This is a genomic window from Pseudomonas sp. zfem005 (assembly GCF_032621735.1).
Taxonomy (GTDB): domain Bacteria; phylum Pseudomonadota; class Gammaproteobacteria; order Pseudomonadales; family Pseudomonadaceae; genus Metapseudomonas; species Metapseudomonas solani.
Window position 1 is genome coordinate 224,594 of sequence record NZ_JAVYJE010000011.1, and the last position, 14,171, is coordinate 238,764.

Consider the following 14,171-nt stretch of genomic DNA (forward strand, 5'->3'; position numbering starts at 1 on the left):
GATGCTGAAACAACGAATCATCACCGCGCTGGTGCTGCTGCCCATCGCGCTGGGAGGTTTCTTCCTGCTCGATGGCGGCGCTTTCGCGCTGTTCATCGGCCTGGTGGTCAGCCTGGGTGCCTGGGAATGGGCGCGTCTCGCCGGTTTCGGCGCCCAGCCTGCCCGTGTTGGTTATGCCGCACTGGTGGCGGCCCTGCTGTTCGGTCTTTACCAGCTGCCGGCCCTGGCGCCCTGGGTTCTCGCTGCCGGCATCCTCTGGTGGGTGGCAGCGACCTTGCTGGTGCTCGGTTATCCCGCCAGCAGCCGCTACTGGGGTGGCTCTGTGGGCAAGCTGGTCATCGGCCTGCTGATTCTCCTGCCGGCCTGGCAAGGCCTGGTGCTGTTCAAGCAGTGGCCGCTGGCCAACTGGCTGATCCTTGCGGTGATGGTGCTGGTCTGGGCTGCCGATATCGGCGCCTATTTTTCCGGCAAGGCCTTCGGCAAGCGCAAGCTGGCTCCGGCCGTCAGTCCCGGCAAGAGCTGGGAAGGGCTGATCGGCGGCCTGTGCACCAGCCTGCTGATCACCCTCGGCGTGGGTATCTTCCGCGGCTGGGCGGGCGGTGAGCTGCTCGCCGGCCTGCTCGGTGCGGCGCTGGTGGTGTTGATCTCGGTGGTGGGCGACCTCACTGAAAGCATGTTCAAGCGCCAGTCCGGCATCAAGGACAGCAGCAACCTGCTGCCTGGCCATGGCGGCGTGCTCGACCGTATCGACAGCCTCACCGCGGCCATCCCGATGTTCGCCGCGCTGCTGTGGATCGCGGGCTGGGGCAGTCTGTGAGTCGTCCCCAGCGCATTACCGTGCTGGGGGCCACCGGCTCCATCGGCCTCAGCACCCTGGACGTCATTGCGCGGCACCCGCTGCGCTACGAAGCCTTTGCCCTGAGTGGTTTCAGTCGCCTGTCCGAGCTCCAGGCGCTGTGCCTGCGGCACCGCCCGCGCTATGCCGTGGTGCCCGACCAGGAGTCCGCCCGCCAGTTGCAGGCCGGCTTGCAGGGTGCCGGCCTGACCACCGAGGTGTTGGTGGGCGAGAGCGGGCTGTGCGAGGTCGCCTCCCATCCCGAGGTCGATGCGGTCATGGCCGCCATCGTCGGTGGGGCCGGGCTAAAACCGACCCTGGCGGCGGTCGAGGCCGGCAAGCGCGTGCTGCTGGCCAACAAGGAAGCCCTGGTGATGTCCGGTGCGCTGTTCATGCAGGCGGTGCGCCACAGTGGTGCTGTACTGCTGCCCATCGACAGTGAACACAACGCGATCTTCCAGTGCCTGCCCGGCGACTACGCCCGTGGGCTGGCCCAGGTCGGCGTGCGACGCATCCTCCTCACCGCGTCCGGTGGCCCGTTCCGCGAAACATCGCTGGACGCGCTGCGCGATGTGACCCCCGAGCAGGCCTGTGCCCATCCCAACTGGTCCATGGGGCGCAAGATCTCCGTGGACTCGGCGAGCATGATGAATAAGGGGCTCGAGCTGATCGAGGCCTGCTGGCTGTTCGATGCAAGCCCGGCGCAGATCGAGGTGGTTATCCACCCTCAGAGCGTCATTCATTCCCTGGTCGACTACGTCGACGGTTCGGTGCTGGCCCAGTTGGGCAACCCCGACATGCGCACGCCCATCGCCCATGCCCTGGCCTGGCCGGAGCGTATCGACTCCGGTGTCTCGCCCCTGGATCTGTTCCGTATCGGCCGTCTGGATTTCCAGGAGCCCGATGAAACACGTTTCCCCTGCCTGCGCCTGGCGCGACAGGCGGCGGAGGAGGGCGGCAGCGCCCCAGCGATGCTCAATGCCGCCAACGAGGTGGCCGTGGATGCCTTCCTCGGGCGGCGGATTCGCTTCACCGAGATCGCGAGTATCATCGATGAGGTGCTGAACCGCGAATCGGTGCTGGCGGTCGAAACGCTGGACGCCGTGCTGCTCGCGGACGCCCGTGCACGCGCTGCGGCGCAGGATTGGCTGGCCCGTCACGGGCGCTAGCCCGGAGGTTTACGATGAGCGCGCTTTACATGGTTCTGGGCACCCTGGTGGCGCTCGGTGTGTTGGTTACCTTCCACGAGTTCGGCCACTTCTGGGTCGCTCGCCGCTGCGGCGTCAAGGTCCTGCGGTTCTCCGTCGGCTTCGGCACCCCGCTGGTGCGCTGGCATGACCGCCAGGGCACCGAGTTCGTGATCGCCGCCATCCCCCTGGGCGGCTACGTGAAGATGCTCGACGAGCGCGAGGCGGAGGTACCTGCCGCGCTGCTCGACCAGTCGTTCAATCGCAAGCCTGTCGGCCAGCGCATCGCCATCGTCGCCGCCGGCCCCATCGCCAACTTCCTTCTCGCGCTGCTGTTCTTCTGGGTCCTGGCCATGTTGGGTACCCAGCAGGTGCGCCCAGTAGTGGGTTCGGTCGCCCCCGACAGCATCGCCGCCCAGGGTGGCTTGCAGGTGGGGCAGGAAATCCTCTCCATCGACGGCAAGGCGGTCAGCGGCTGGGGTGGGGTGAACCTGCAACTGGTGCGTCGTCTCGGTGAAAGCGGTGAATTGAACCTGGTGGTGCGAGGCGAAGGCTCGTCTGCCGAGACGCCGGTGCAGCTCCATCTGGATAAATGGCTGAAGGGCGCCGACGAGCCCGATCCCATCGGCTCTCTCGGCATCCGTCCCTGGCGCCCGGCCATGCCGCCGGTGCTGGACGAGGTGCCGGAAGGTCCGGCGCAGGCAGCTGGCCTGCGCCCTGGTGACCGTATCCGCGCGCTCGACGGGCAGGTGCTCGACGACTGGCAGCAACTGGTCGATTTCGTCCGCAGTCGTCCCGGGCAGCGCATCACCGTGCGCTACGAGCGTGACGGCCAGGTCGCCGAGATGCCGGTCACCCTGGGTGCGCGTGGAGAGGGTGAAGCCCGCAGCGGCTTCCTCGGCGCGGGTGTCAAGGCGGGGGAGTGGCCGAAAGAGATGCTGCGCGAGGTCAGCTTCGGTCCGCTGGATGCCATAGGTGAGGCAGCGGGTCGCACCTGGTCCATGAGCCTGCTAACTCTGGATTCCCTAAAGAAAATGTTGCTCGGCGAGCTCTCGGTAAAAAACTTGAGCGGGCCGATAACCATTGCTAAAGTGGCGGGCGCTTCAGCCCAGTCCGGCGTGGGAGATTTCCTGAATTTCCTGGCCTACCTGAGCATAAGCCTGGGGGTTCTCAATCTGTTGCCAATTCCCGTCCTGGACGGGGGGCACCTGCTGTTCTACCTGATTGAATGGGCGCGTGGACGACCACTGTCAGAGCGGGTGCAAGCGTGGGGGGTGCAGATCGGCATCAGTCTTGTCGTCGGGGTCATGCTATTGGCTCTGGTGAACGACCTGGGTCGTCTGTAACGCGTCACTGAATTCCGGATCTGCCGCCCTTCGCGGCAGATTCCTTATTATCAGTTGGAATAAAAAAGGACTTCATGAAACGCCTGCTGCTAACTGCGGTGCTCGCCGCACTCATGATCGGCGAAGTTCACGCCGAGTCCTTCACCATCTCCGACATCCGCGTAAACGGCCTGCAGCGGGTATCCGCCGGCAGCGTGTTCGGTGCTCTGCCGCTCAACGTCGGCGATCAGGCGGATGACCGCCGCTTGGTTGAAGCCACTAGGGCCCTGTTCAAGACCGGTTTCTTCCAGGACATCCAGCTTGGCCGTGACAACGGCGTTCTGGTGATCACCGTGGTCGAGCGCCCGTCGATTTCCAGCATCGAAATCGAGGGCAACAAGGCCATCACCAGCGAAGACCTGCTCAAGGGCCTGAAGCAGTCCGGCCTCTCCGAGGGCGAGATCTTCCAGCGTGCCACCCTCGAAGGCGTGCGTAACGAACTGCAGCGCCAGTACGTGGCCCAGGGCCGTTACTCCGCCGAGATCGACGCCGAAGTGATCCCGCAGCCGCGCAACCGTGTCGCGCTGAAGATCAACATCAACGAAGGCACGGTTGCCGCGATCCAGCACATCAACGTGGTGGGTAACACCGTATTCCCCGATGAGGACCTGATCGGCCTCTTCGAGCTGAAAACCACCAACTGGCTGTCTTTCTTCAAGAACGATGACAAGTACGCCCGCGAGAAACTCTCCGGTGACCTGGAGCGCCTGCGTTCCTATTACCTGGACCGCGGCTACATCAACATGGACATCTCCTCCACCCAGGTGTCCATCACCCCGGACAAGAAGCACGTCTACATTACCGTCAACGTCGATGAGGGCGAGAAGTACACCATTCGCGACGTGAAGCTCTCCGGCGACCTGAAGGTGCCTGAAGAGGAAGTGAAGGCGCTGCTGCTGGTCAAGGAAGGTCAGGTCTTCTCCCGCAAGATCATGACCACCACGTCCGAACTGATCACCCGCCGTCTGGGTAACGAGGGTTACACCTTCGCCAACGTCAACGGCGTGCCTCAGGCACATGACGAAGATCACACCGTTTCCGTGACCTTCGCCGTCGACCCGGGCAAGCGTGCCTACGTCAACCGCATCAACTTCCGTGGCAACACCAAGTCCGAGGACGAAGTGCTGCGTCGCGAAATGCGTCAGATGGAAGGTGGCTGGGCGTCGACCTACCTGATCGACCAGTCGAAGACCCGCCTCGAGCGCCTGGGCTTCTTCAAGGAAGTCAACGTCGAGACCCCGCAGGTCCCCGGCACCGACGACCAGGTGGACGTCAACTACAGCGTGGAAGAGCAACCCTCCGGCTCCATCACCGCCAGCGTCGGCTTCGCCCAGAGCGCAGGCCTGATCCTTGGTGGCTCGATCAGCCAGAACAACTTCCTCGGTACCGGTAACAAGGTCAGCATCGGCCTGACCCGCTCCGAGTACCAGACCCGCTACAACTTTGGTTTCGTCGACCCCTACTGGACCGTCGACGGTGTGAGCCTGGGCTACAACGCCTTCTATCGCACCACCGACTACGACGACCTCGATGTCGACGTATCCAGCTACTCGGTGAACAGCCTCGGTGGCGGCGTCAGCGTCGGCTACCCGATCAACGAGACCTCGCGCCTGACCTTCGGCCTGACCGTGCAGCAGGACGAGATCGACACCGGCCTGTACACCGTCGACGAGATCTTCGACTTCATCCGCCAGGAAGGCGACAGCTACCTGAACTTCAAGGGCTCCATCGGCTGGTCCGAATCCACACTGAACCGTGGCGTGCTGGCCAACCGTGGTCATTCCCAGAGCCTGGTGCTGGAAAGCACCCTACCGGGCAGCGACCTGTCGTTCTTCAAGCTCGACTACCGCGCCCAGCTGTTCACCCCGCTGAGCCAGAACACCGCGCTGCGCTGGCACACCGAACTGGGCTACGGCGACAGCTACGGCTCCACCTCCGAACTGCCGTTCTACGAGCATTACTTCGCCGGCGGCTTCAACTCGGTGCGTGGCTTCGAAGACAGCAGCCTCGGTCCGCGCAGTACGCCGAGTCGGGGTAAAAACCCTGGCACCATCACCGACCCGGACCAGGATCCGCTGCCCTTCGGTGGCAACGTACTGGTACAGGGCGGCGTAGAGCTGCTGTTCCCGCTGCCCTTCGTCAAGGACCAGCGCCAACTGCGTACCGTGCTGTTCTGGGACGTGGGTAACGTGTTCGACACCAGTTGCTCGTCCACCGCGACCAACTGCAGCAGCATCAACGCAGGCGACCTCGCCAGCTCCGTGGGTGTGGGGCTGACCTGGATCACCGCGCTGGGGCCGTTGAGCTTCAGCCTGGGCATGCCGGTGAAGAAGCCGGACAATGCCGACACCCAGGTATTCCAGTTCTCCCTGGGCCAGACTTTCTAATTGCTGATCAAGAAGACAACAGTGTTTGTTGCAGGAGTGCATCGTGCGTAAGTTGACTCAAATCGTTCTGGTTGCCGCGGCCCTGATGGCCTCTCCGGCTTTTGCCGAGATGAAGGTTGCGGTACTGAACTATCAGATGGCGCTCCTCGAATCGGATTCGGCGAAGAAGTACGCCGTGGATGCCGAGAAGAAGTTCGGCCCGCAGCTGACCAAGCTGAAGACCCTGGAAAGCGACGCCAAGCGCATCCAGGATCGCCTGGTCAAGGAAGGCGAGAAGATGCAGCAGGCTGAGCGTGAGCGCCTGGAGCTCGAATTCAAGCAGAAAGCCCGTGACTTCCAGTTCCAGTCCAAGGAACTGAACGAAGCCAAGGCCGTGGCTGATCGCGAGATGCTCAAGCAGCTCAAGCCGAAGCTGGACCAGGCCGTCGAAGAAGTCCTGAAGAAGGGCAGCTACGACCTGGTGCTGGAGCGTGGTGCGGTGATCGATGTCAAACCTCAGTACGACATCACCCGCCAGGTCATCGAGCGCATGAACCAACTGCGCTGATATGACCGCCCCGACCTTTACCCTCGGCCAGTTGGCCGAGCGTCTCGACGCCACCTTGCGTGGCGACGAGGCAAGGGTTGTCTCCGGATTGGCCACCCTGCAGGACGCTGGCCCCGATCAGCTGACCTTCCTGGCCAATCCGCAGTACCGCAAGTTTCTCGTCGATACCCGCGCTGCCGCCGTGCTGCTGACCCCGGCCGATGCCGAAGGCTTCACCGGTGACGCGCTTCTGGTGCCCAACCCCTACCTGGCCTACGCCCGGCTCTCCCACCTGTTCGATCCCAAACCCGTCTCCGCTGCCGGTATCCATCCGAGTGCGGTAGTCGCGGCCGATGCCATCGTCGATCCGTCGGCGAGCATCGGGCCTGGCGCGGTGATCGAGTCCGGTGCGCAGATTGGCGCGGGCGTCACCGTTGGCGCCTACAGCGTAATCGGTGCCCGCAGCGTGGTGGGCGAGGGTGGCTGGCTGGCGCCGCGAGTCACGCTTTACCACGATGTCCGCATCGGTAAGCGTGTGGTCATCCAGTCGGGTGCCGTGATCGGTGGCGAGGGCTTCGGCTTCGCCAACGAGAAGGGCGTCTGGCAGAAGATCGCGCAGATCGGCGGCGTCACCCTGGGTGACGATGTCGAGGTGGGTGCCAATACCACCATCGACCGCGGCGCCCTGGCCGACACCCTGATCGGCAACGGTGTGAAACTGGACAACCAGATCATGATCGCCCACAACGTCCAGATCGGTGACAACACCGCTATGGCCGGTTGCGTGGGTATTTCGGGTAGTACCAAGATCGGCCGCAACTGCATGATTGCAGGCGGCGTCGGCATGGTCGGGCATATCGAGGTCTGCGATGGCGTGTTCGTCACCGGCATGACCATGGTCACCCGTTCCATTACCGAGCCTGGTGCCTATTCCTCCGGTACCGCTATGCAACCTGCGGCGGATTGGAAGAAGAGCGCAGCCAGGATTCGCCAGTTGGATGACATGGCGCGTCGTCTGCAACAGCTGGAAAAGCGCCTGGCGTCAGTGACCCCGGGCGGGGATGCTTCATCTGATGCGTGACCCGCGCAGCGCCGCGCATCCCCAATCCCCTTTTAAGGCTCCAGGAAAATGATGGACATCAACGAGATTCGCGAATACCTGCCGCACCGCTACCCTTTCCTTCTGGTGGATCGGGTCGTGGATCTGGATATCGAAGGCAAGCGCATTCGCGCCTACAAGAATGTCAGCATCAACGAGCCATTCTTCAACGGCCACTTCCCCGAACACCCGATCATGCCGGGCGTGCTGATCATCGAAGCGATGGCCCAGGCTGCCGGCATTCTCGGTTTCAAGATGCTCGACGTGAAGCCGGCCGACGGCACCCTGTATTACTTCGTCGGCTCCGACAAGCTGCGCTTCCGCCAGCCGGTGCTGCCGGGTGACCAGCTGATCCTCGAAGCCAGCTTCCGCAGCGTCAAGCGCAGCATCTGGAAGTTCGAGTGCCAGGCCAGTGTCGATGGCAAGGAAGTCTGCTCGGCCGAAATCATTTGTGCGGAACGCAAATTATGAGTTTGATCGACCCTCGCGCCATCATCGATCCGTCAGCTCGGCTGGCGGATGACGTCCAGGTCGGCCCCTGGTCGATCATTGGACCCGATGTGGAAATCGGCGAGGGTAGCGTGGTCGGCCCCCATGTAGTGATCAAGGGCCCGACCCGCATCGGCAAGCACAATCGCATCTACCAGTTTTCTTCGGTAGGCGAGGACACGCCCGACCTGAAATACAAGGGCGAGCCCACCCGGCTGGTGATCGGCGATCACAATGTGATCCGCGAAGGCGTCACCATCCACCGGGGTACCGTGCAGGACCGATCCGAAACCACCATTGGCGACCACAACCTGCTGATGGCCTATGTGCACATCGGCCACGACAGCGTGATCGCCAATCATTGCATCCTGGTCAACAACACCGCGCTGGCGGGCCATGTCCATGTGGATGACTGGGCGATCCTCTCCGGCTTCACCCTGGTCCACCAGTTCTGCCGCATCGGCGCCCACAGCTTCTCCGGCATGGGCACCGCCATCGGCAAAGATGTTCCGGCCTATGTCACCGTGTTCGGCAACCCCGCCGAGGCGCGCAGCATGAACTTCGAGGGCATGCGCCGTCGTGGTTTCTCCGCCGAGGCGATCCAGGCCCTGCGCCGTGCCTACAAGGTGGTCTACCGCCAGGGGCTGACCGTCGAGCAGGCGCTCGCCGAGCTGGCCGAATCCTCCGAACAGTTCCCCGAGGTTGCGGTGTTCCGCGACTCGATCCAGTCCTCGACCCGCGGCATCACCCGCTGAGCCCATGACCCGTCCATTGCGCATCGCGCTGGTCGCCGGCGAGGCGTCCGGCGACATTCTCGGCTCCGGCCTCATGCAAGCCCTCAAAGCCCGTCACCCCGATGCCGAATTCATTGGCGTCGGTGGACCGTTGATGGAGGCCGAAGGGCTGGTTTCCTATTTCCCCATGGAGCGTCTCGCGGTGATGGGGCTGGTCGAGGTACTCGGCCGCCTGCCTGAGCTGCTGCGCCGTCGCAAGCGGCTGATCGCCACCCTGATCGACGCACGCCCGGACGTTTTCATCGGTATTGACGCCCCCGACTTCAACTTGGGCGTCGAGCTCAAGTTGCGTCGCGCCGGCATTCGCACCGTGCATTACGTCAGCCCCTCCGTGTGGGCCTGGCGGCAGAAGCGCGTGCTGAAGATTCGTGAAGGCTGCGACCTGATGCTCACCCTGTTCCCCTTCGAGGCGCAGTTCTACGAGGCCCATCAGGTGCCCGTGCGTTTCGTCGGGCACCCGCTCGCCGACACCATTCCGTTGCAGGCCGACCGTGCCGCCGCCCGCGCGGCCATCGACGTCCCGGAGGATGTGTCGCTGGTTGCGCTGATGCCCGGCAGCCGGGGCGGCGAGGTGGGCAAGCTCGGCAGCCTGTTCCTCGATGCTGCCGAGCGCATGCGTTCCATGCGTTCGGGCCTGCACTTCGTACTGCCGTGCGCCAGCCCCGCTCGACGCCAGCAGCTGGAGCAGATGCTGGCGGGCCGGAACCTGCCGCTGACGCTGCTCGATGGTCGTTCGCACCAGGCCCTGGCGGCGTGCGACGCGGTGTTGATCGCATCGGGCACCGCGACCCTGGAAGCCTTGCTGTACAAGCGCCCGATGGTGGTGGCCTACAAGGTCGCCCCCATGACCTATCGCATCCTCAAGCGCTTGGTGAAAAGCCCCTATGTTTCGCTGCCCAACCTGCTGGCCCAGCGCCTGCTGGTTCCCGAGTTGCTGCAGGATGCCGCCACGGCGGAGGCGCTGGCGCAGACGCTGGTGCCGCTGCTCGATGGCGGTGATGTGCAGACCGAGGGCTTCGACGTGATTCACCGTACCCTGCGCCTCGACGCTTCCAAGGAAGCGGCCGGTGCAGTACTCGAGCTGATAGGAAGCCGCTGATGCAACTCGGTCTGGATTTCGCCCTGGTGGAAGAACTGGTTGCCGGCGTCGACGAGGTGGGCCGCGGCCCGCTTTGCGGCCCCGTGGTCACTGCAGCGGTGATCCTCGATCCCGCGCGCCCCATTCTTGGCCTCAATGATTCGAAGAAGCTCACCGAGGCACGCCGTGAGGCGTTGTTCGACGAGATCCGCGAGAAGGCCCTGGCCTGGTGCATTGCCCGCGCCGAGGTGGAGGAGATCGATCGCCTGAATATCCTCCACGCCACCATGCTGGCCATGCAGCGTGCGGTCGAAGGGCTGAGCATCACCCCGAAACTGGCGCTCATCGACGGCAACCGCTGCCCGAAACTCGCCGTGCCCAGCGCGCCGGTGATCCAGGGCGACGCCAAGGTGCCGGCCATCGCCGCTGCCTCGATCCTGGCCAAGGTCAGCCGTGACCGCGAGATGCAGGAGCTGGACGCGCTGTACCCCGGCTACGGCATGGGCGGGCACAAGGGGTACCCCACGCCCGTGCATCTGGAAGCCTTGCGCCGCCTGGGCGCTACGCCCATTCACCGGCGCTCCTTCGCGCCGGTACGGGCGGTGATCGAAGGCGCCGACTGACGCCCGTCAGTCCGCCTGATCCTCATTTGATCGGCCTGCCGGAGCGCGTTCCGGCAAGCGGCCGTTTCCCGACTTGAAGCCTGCTGCCGCTTCCGCTGTACAATCCCGGCCTTGCCGTTTTTGCGTTTTGAATAGGACCGCCATGACTGTCGCCTTCGTCCATCTCCGTCTGCATTCCGAATACTCCCTGGTCGACGGCCTGGTACGGGTCAAGCCCCTGATCAAGGCCGTTGCGGGGGCCGGTATGCCCGCCGTCGCGGTCACCGACCAGAGCAACATGTGCTCCCTGGTCAAGTTCTACAAGGCGGCCATGGGCGGTGGCATCAAGCCGATCTGCGGCGCCGACATCTGGCTGGCCAGCCCTTATGAGGACGGCCCGCTGACGCGCATGACCCTGCTGGTGATGAACGCCAAGGGTTATCGCAACCTTACCGAACTCGTGTCCCGGGGCTGGTCGGAAGGCCAGAGCAACGACCTAGTGATCATCCAGCGCGACTGGGTGAAGGAGGCCGCCGAAGGCCTGATCGCCCTCTCCGGTTCCAAGGAGGGCGAGATTGGCATGGCGCTGCTCAACGGCGACCAGGCGGGGGCCGAGGCCTTGCTGGCCGAGTGGCAGGCCGTTTTCCCCGATCGCTTCTACCTGGAGCTGCAGCGCACCTCCCGGGTCAACGATGAGGAGCACGTGCACGCAGCCGTCGCCCTGGCAGACCGCTGTGGTGCCCTGCTGGTGGCGACCAACGACGTGCGCTTCATCAAGCCCGGCGACTTCGATGCTCACGAGACCCGCGTCTGCATCGGCGAGAGCCGCGTCCTTGACGATCCGCGCCGGCCACGCAACTTCTCCGACCAGCAGTACCTGAAGTCCCCGGAGGAGATGGCCGAGCTGTTCGCCGACATTCCCGAGGCGCTGCAGAACACCGTCGAGATCGCCAAGCGTTGCAACATCGAGGTGCAGCTGGGCAAGCACTTCCTGCCCGACTTCCCGACGCCCAACGGCATGGGCATCGACGACTACCTGCGTCACGCCTCCTACGAGGGGCTGGAAGAACGCCTCAAGGTGCTCTGGCCCAAGGACACCACGCCCGACTACGAGGAAAAGCGCCAGCTTTACATCGACCGGCTGGAGTTCGAACTGGGCACCATCATCCAGATGGGCTTCCCCGGTTACTTCCTGATCGTTGCCGACTTCATCCAGTGGGCCAAGAACAACGACGTGCCGGTGGGCCCTGGTCGGGGCTCGGGTGCCGGCTCCCTGGTGGCTTACGTACTCAAGATCACCGACCTCGACCCGCTGGCCTATGACCTGTTGTTCGAGCGCTTCCTCAACCCCGAGCGGGTTTCCATGCCCGACTTCGACGTCGACTTTTGCATGGACGGCCGTGACCGCGTGATCGACTACGTGGCCGACAAATACGGGCGCAACGCGGTAAGCCAGATCATCACCTTCGGCTCCATGGCGGCCAAGGCGGTGGTGCGCGATGTGGCGCGGGTGCAGGGCAAGTCCTACGGCCTGGCCGATCGCCTGTCGAAGATGATTCCCTTCGAAGTGGGCATGACCCTGGAGGCCGCCTTCAATCAGGAGGAGGCGCTGCGCGACTTCCTCAAGGTCGACGAGGAAGCCCAGGAAATCTGGGACATGGCCCTGAAGCTCGAAGGCATCACCCGTGGTACCGGCAAGCACGCCGGTGGCGTGGTGATTGCGCCGACCAAGCTCACCGACTTCTCGCCCATCGCGTGCGACGAGGAGGGTGGCGGCCTGGTGACCCAGTTCGACAAGGATGACGTTGAAGCCGCCGGCCTGGTGAAGTTCGACTTCCTCGGCCTGCGTACGCTGACGATCATCAAGTGGGCCATGGAGATGATCAACCGGGAGCGGGTCAAGGAAGGCAAGCCCCTGGTGGATATCGACCGCATCCCGCTGGATGACAAGAAAACCTACGACATGCTGCAGAAGGCGGAGACCACCGCGGTCTTCCAGCTCGAATCCCGCGGCATGAAGGAGCTGATCAAGAAGCTCAAGCCCGACTGCCTGGAAGACATGATCGCCCTGGTGGCGCTGTTCCGCCCGGGCCCGCTGCAATCGGGCATGGTGGACGACTTCATCAACCGCAAGCACGGTCGGGCCGAGCTGTCCTACCCGCACCCGGACTACCAGTACGCGGGCCTCGAGCCCGTGCTCAAGCCCACCTACGGCATCATCCTGTACCAGGAACAGGTGATGCAGATTGCCCAGGTGATGGCGGGCTACACCCTCGGCGGCGCGGATATGTTGCGCCGTGCCATGGGCAAGAAGAAGCCCGAGGAGATGGCCAAGCAGCGTGGCGGCTTCATCGAAGGCTGCTCCAGCAACGGTATCGACGAGAACCTCTCGGGCAACATCTTCGACCTGGTGGAAAAGTTCGCCGGCTACGGCTTCAACAAATCCCACTCGGCAGCCTACGGCTGGGTCTCCTACCAGACCGCCTGGCTCAAGGCGCACTTCCCGTCGCCCTTCATGGCGGCGGTACTCACGGCGGACATGCACAACACCGATAAGGTGGTGACGCTGATCGAAGAGTGCCGGAACATGAAGCTGCGCATCGTCGCGCCGGACGTGAACAACTCCGAGTACCGCTTCACCGTCGATGACGCCGGGCAGATCATCTACGGCCTGGGCGCCATCAAGGGTGTGGGCGAGGGCCCGGTGGAGGCGATCACCGAGTGCCGCGCCGAGGGCGGCCCGTTCAAGGACCTCTTCGATTTCTGCAACCGCATCGACCTCAAGCGCGTCAACAAGCGTACCCTGGACGCCCTGATCCGAGGCGGCGCACTGGATCGCCTCGGCCCGTTCTTCAGCGAAGAGCCCAAGGCCTACCAGGCGGGCATCGACCGCAACCGCGGGGTGCTCCTGGCGTCCATGGAGGAAGCCATCCAGGCTGCCGAGCAGACGGCGCGCAGCCACGACAGCGGACACATGGACCTGTTCGGCGGCCTGTTCGCCGAACCCGAAGCGGACATGTACGCCAACCATCGCAACGCCAAGGAGCTGTCCCTCAAGGAGCGGCTCAAGGGCGAGAAGGATGCCCTGGGGATCTACCTCACCGGGCACCCGATCGACGAATACGAAGGCGAGGTGCGTCGCTTCGCCCGCCAGCGCATCGTCGAGCTGAAGCCTGCGCGTGACACCCAGACCATCGCCGGCCTGATCGTCAACCTGCGGGTGATGAAGAACAAGAAGGGCGACAAGATGGGCTTCATCACCCTCGACGACCGTTCCGGTCGCATCGAGGCGTCGCTGTTCGCCGATGCCTTCAACTCCGCCAGTGCATTGCTGCAGACCGACGCGCTGGTGGTGGTCGAGGGCGAGGTCAGCCACGACGATTTCTCCGGCGGCCTGCGCCTGCGTGCCAAGCGCGTGATGAGCCTGGAGGAGGCCCGCACGGGGCTCGCCGAGAGCCTGCGGATGAAGGTCGACCACAGCGTCCTGCAGGGCGATCGCCTGCGCTGGCTGGCTGATCTGTGCAATCGCCATCGTGGCTCCTGCCCGATCACGCTGGACTACAGTGGAGCGAGTGCCAAGGCGTTGCTGCAGTTCGGTGAGCAGTGGCGGATCGACCCCGCCGACGCTTTGATTCAGGCATTGCGTGACCAGTTCGGGCGCGACAACGTCTTCCTGCACTACCGCTGAAGCGAAGGGGCGCCCGGTCGCCCCTCGTTTTCTCGACCCACACGCGCCCTTCCTTTAAGGTAGGGCGCCAAATGGAACCAGCCGCCTGGCCCCACGCGCAC

11 protein-coding genes are annotated in these 14,171 nt (G+C 64.1%); all 11 read left to right on the plus strand.

Annotated features, from left to right (window positions below):
* The first annotated feature begins 1 nt into the window (after nt 1).
* The 11 genes from RTW82_RS24420 to dnaE all read left to right on the plus strand — a co-directional run bounded on the left by RTW82_RS24420 (nt 2) and on the right by dnaE (nt 14,070).
* Nucleotides 2-817, plus strand: a complete 816-nt coding sequence (locus tag RTW82_RS24420) for a phosphatidate cytidylyltransferase (protein WP_316926709.1) — start codon at nt 2-4, stop codon at nt 815-817.
* A complete protein-coding gene (ispC, locus tag RTW82_RS24425; RefSeq protein WP_316926710.1) occupies nt 814-2,004 on the plus strand; it encodes a 1-deoxy-D-xylulose-5-phosphate reductoisomerase in 1,191 nt (396 codons plus the stop codon). The genes RTW82_RS24420 and ispC overlap by 4 nt, the downstream gene beginning before the upstream one ends.
* A 14-nt stretch (nt 2,005-2,018) precedes the next feature.
* Complete coding sequence (gene rseP / locus RTW82_RS24430) at nt 2,019-3,368, plus strand: RIP metalloprotease RseP (protein ID WP_316926711.1); 1,350 nt, start codon at nt 2,019-2,021, stop codon at nt 3,366-3,368.
* Nucleotides 3,369-3,442: 74 nt separating this feature from the next.
* Nucleotides 3,443-5,794 (plus strand): outer membrane protein assembly factor BamA, encoded by a 2,352-nt coding sequence (gene bamA, locus RTW82_RS24435; RefSeq protein WP_043243656.1) that lies wholly within the window; start codon nt 3,443-3,445, stop codon nt 5,792-5,794.
* Nucleotides 5,795-5,837: 43 nt separating this feature from the next.
* Nucleotides 5,838-6,341 carry an OmpH family outer membrane protein gene (locus tag RTW82_RS24440; RefSeq protein WP_031287668.1) on the plus strand — a complete coding sequence of 168 codons (504 nt, stop codon included), beginning with the start codon at nt 5,838-5,840 and terminating at the stop codon, nt 6,339-6,341.
* A gap of 1 nt (nt 6,342) precedes the next feature.
* A complete protein-coding gene (gene lpxD / locus RTW82_RS24445) occupies nt 6,343-7,401 on the plus strand; it encodes a UDP-3-O-(3-hydroxymyristoyl)glucosamine N-acyltransferase (RefSeq protein WP_316926712.1) in 1,059 nt (352 codons plus the stop codon).
* A 48-nt stretch (nt 7,402-7,449) separates the two neighbouring features.
* Nucleotides 7,450-7,890, plus strand: coding sequence for a 3-hydroxyacyl-ACP dehydratase FabZ (gene fabZ / locus RTW82_RS24450; protein ID WP_031287666.1), 441 nt, complete (start codon nt 7,450-7,452; stop codon nt 7,888-7,890).
* Nucleotides 7,887-8,663, plus strand: coding sequence for an acyl-ACP--UDP-N-acetylglucosamine O-acyltransferase (lpxA, locus tag RTW82_RS24455; RefSeq protein ID WP_021219431.1), 777 nt, complete (start codon nt 7,887-7,889; stop codon nt 8,661-8,663). Before fabZ ends, lpxA begins: the two co-directional genes overlap by 4 nt.
* 4 nt (nt 8,664-8,667) lie before the next feature.
* Entirely contained in the window at nt 8,668-9,801 is a 1,134-nt protein-coding gene (gene lpxB, locus RTW82_RS24460; protein WP_031287665.1) for a lipid-A-disaccharide synthase, read from the plus strand.
* On the plus strand, nt 9,801-10,403 hold the full coding sequence (gene rnhB / locus RTW82_RS24465; RefSeq protein WP_021219429.1) for a ribonuclease HII: 603 nt from the start codon (nt 9,801-9,803) through the stop codon (nt 10,401-10,403). Before lpxB ends, rnhB begins: the two co-directional genes overlap by 1 nt.
* A gap of 142 nt (nt 10,404-10,545) precedes the next feature.
* Nucleotides 10,546-14,070: a DNA polymerase III subunit alpha gene (dnaE, locus tag RTW82_RS24470; RefSeq protein WP_184487679.1), complete on the plus strand. Its 3,525-nt coding sequence runs from the start codon at nt 10,546-10,548 to the stop codon at nt 14,068-14,070.
* Nucleotides 14,071-14,171 lie beyond the last annotated feature (101 nt).